This window comes from Caulobacter sp. S45 (assembly GCF_903642205.1).
In the GTDB taxonomy this organism is placed as follows: Bacteria; Pseudomonadota; Alphaproteobacteria; order Caulobacterales; family Caulobacteraceae; genus CAHJWH01.
Genome location: NZ_CAHJWH010000240.1, coordinates 1 through 3,051, shown reverse-complemented (window position 1 = coordinate 3,051; position 3,051 = coordinate 1). Strand labels below are relative to the sequence as shown.

General features: G+C 67.1%; 3 protein-coding genes. All 3 read right to left on the bottom strand.

What is annotated here, in order from left to right; translation table 11 throughout:
* The coding region (locus HUV06_RS16110) for a hypothetical protein (RefSeq protein ID WP_217433925.1) at positions 1-267 on the bottom strand (267 nt) is incomplete at its 3' end.
* 65 nt (positions 268-332) lie between these two features.
* Positions 333-1,520, bottom strand: coding sequence for a molecular chaperone DnaJ (gene dnaJ / locus HUV06_RS15515; RefSeq protein WP_174302145.1), 1,188 nt, complete (start codon positions 1,518-1,520; stop codon positions 333-335).
* A 223-nt stretch (positions 1,521-1,743) separates the two neighbouring features.
* On the bottom strand, positions 1,744-3,051 hold a 1,308-nt coding region (gene dnaK, locus HUV06_RS15510; RefSeq protein ID WP_174302144.1), incomplete at its 5' end, for a molecular chaperone DnaK.

Here is a 3,051-nt window from a genome sequence, read left to right as displayed (position 1 = left end):
CAACGCCGCGATCATCGGCGTCAGAGCCCAATGGCGCTCGTCTGGACGGGGCATGATCCGAAGCCCGACACGGCCGCCCAGCCAGCCGCCCACGAGCGCAAGCGCGACAATGCTCGTCGCGCGCAGGGCTGGCCATCCGCAAGTCGCGACCGCAAACGGCCTGTCGAACGGGCACGCCCAAGCGATCGCCATTGCGAGCAGCAAACCGGCGCACACGCGCGGATCTACGAATATCCTCCGATGGCCGGGTAAGATCGATGCGTGCATCGCGCCTCATCATGGAGAAGCGCTGCGTATAGCCGGCAATCCTTCCGACTTTGCTCACAAGCCGATCAGGCGCGGCTCTCCTCCGCACCGGTCAGCTCGCCCCAGAACTTGCGCGCCTTGGTGAAGAAGCCGGCGTGGCGGGGATGATGGCGGTCCGCCGTGGCAGGACCGGCGCAGCTTTCGGCCAGCTCGCGCATCAGCTCCTTCTGACGACCGGTGAGGTGGGTAGGGGTCTCCACATAGAGCTCCACCACCAGGTCGCCACGCTCGCGCCCACGCAGCGCCGGCATGCCGAGGCCTTTCAGGCGCACGCTGCGGCCGGTCTGGGCGCCTTCGGGCACCCTGACCTTAACCCGGCCATCGTCATTGCCGAGCTTGGGCCCGGCGGTCAGGCAGGGGGCTGAAATCTCGCCGCCGAGCGCGGCCGTGCACATGGGCACCGGCACGTGGCAGTGAAGGTCCAGGCCATCGCGCTCGAACAGGTCGTGGCTCTTCACCGAGACGAAGATGTAGAGGTCGCCCCGCGGGCCGCCCCGGGCGCCTGCGTCGCCTTCGCCGGCGATGCGGATGCGCGCACCGTCATCGACTCCGGCCGGCACGCGGACTGAAAGGGTGCGGTCCTTGCGCACCTGGCCGGCGCCGTGACAGGCGCGACACGGGTCCGAGACCACCTGGCCCCTGCCGCCGCAGCGCGGACAGGTCCGCTCCACCGCAAAGAAGCCCTGCTGGGCGCGAACCCTGCCAGCCCCGCCGCAAGTCTGGCAGTTGGTAGGCTGGGTGCCGGGCTTGGCGCCGGAGCCGTCGCAGACGTCGCAGGTCTGGACGGTCGGAAACTTCACCTCGATCTCATCGCCGGCGAAAGCCTGCTCCAGCGTGATCTCCACGTCGTAGCGCAGGTCCTGGCCGCGGGCGGGGCCGGAGGAGCGGCGGCCCTGGTTGAACATCTCCCCGAAGGCTTGGCCGAACACCTCCGAGAAGATGTCGCCGGCGTCCTGGAAGCCCTGCTGGCCACCGCCGCCACCTCCGCCGCCGTTCACCCCGGCATGGCCGAAGCGGTCGTACATGGCGCGCTTGTTCGCGTCGGAGAGGACCGAATAGGCCTCGTTGCACTCCTTGAAGCGGACCTCGGCCTGGGGGTCGCCGGGGTTCTTGTCCGGGTGGTGCTCGATCGCCTTCTTGCGGAAGGCGGATTTCAGCTCGACCTCGGTGCAGGTCCGGCTGACGCTCAGCACCTCATAATAGTCGCGCGCCATGGGTCCTCGCGAAGGCCCTGACCGGGCTTACATAGATTACTGCTGAAGAGATGGGGGAGGGCGGCGGGTTCGCAAGGCGAAGCTTGGCCGCAGACGCAGGTGCGTCCTTCGAGACGCGGGCCAAAGGCCCACTCCTCAGGATGACGACCAGGGATGAGACCCTAACCCCTTCGTCATGCTGAGGAGGGCTTGTGAGAGCCCGTCTCGAAGCCCGCAGACCCGATCAGGCCGACTTCTTGTCGCCGTCCACTTCCTCGAACTCGGCGTCCACCACGCCGTCGTCCGAAGCCGGCGCGCCGCCTTCGTTGGCGCTGGCCTGCGCCTTGTACATGGCCTCGCCCAGCTTCATCGAAGCCTGCATCAAGCCTTGCGTCTTCGAGGTGATCGCCTCCACGTCGTCGGTGTCGCGAGCGGACTTCAAGTCGGCCAAGGCTGACTCGATGGAGGCCTTGTCCTCCGCCGAGACCTTGTCGCCGAACTCGCCCAGCGACTTCTCGGTCTGATGGATCGAGGCGTCGGCGTGGTTGCGGGCCTCCACCAGTTCCTTGCGCTTCTTGTCCTCAGCCGCATTGCTCTCCGCATCGCGGACCATCTGCTGGATGTCGCTGTCCGACAGCCCGCCATTGGCCTGGATGCGGATGGACTGCTCCTTGTTGGTGGCCTTGTCCTTCGCCGTCACGTGCACGATGCCGTTGGCGTCGATGTCGAAGGTCACCTCGATCTGGGGCATGCCGCGCGGCGAGGGCGGGATGCCCATCAGGTCGAACTGGCCCAGCATCTTGTTGTCGTGCGCCATGGGCCGCTCGCCCTGGAACACCCGGATGGTCACCGCCGACTGGTTGTCGTCGGCCGTGGAGAAGGTCTGGGAGCGCTTGGTGGGGATCGTCGTGTTGCGCTCGATCAGCGAAGTGAACACGCCGCCCAGCGTCTCGATGCCCAGCGTCAGCGGGGTGACGTCGAGCAGCAGCACGTCCTTGACGTCGCCCTGAAGCACGCCCGCCTGGATGGCCGCGCCCAGCGCCACCACCTCGTCGGGGTTGACTCCCTTGTGCGGCTCGCGGCCGAAAAAGGCCTTCACCGCCTCCACCACCTTGGGCATGCGGGTCATGCCGCCGACCAGCACCACCTCGTCTATGTCGCTGGCCTTCAGCCCCGCATCCTTCAGCGCCTGCTGGCAGGGGCCGATGGTCTTGGCGACGAGGTCCTCGACCAGGCTCTCCAGCTTGGCGCGGGTGAGCTTTATGTTCAGGTGCAGCGGACCCGAGGCGTTCATGGAGATGAAGGGCAGGTTCACGTCGTACTGCGGAACCGTGGACAGCTCCTTCTTGGCCTTCTCGGCCTCTTCGCGCAGGCGCTGCAGGGCCAGCTTGTCCTTGCGCAGGTCGACGGAGGACTCGCGCTTGAACTCGTCGGCCAGGTAGTCGACGATCCGGTTGTCGAAGTCCTCGCCGCCCAGGAAGGTGTCGCCGTTGGTGGACTTCACCTCGAACACGCCGTCGCCGATCTCCAGGATCGAGACGTCGAAGGTGCC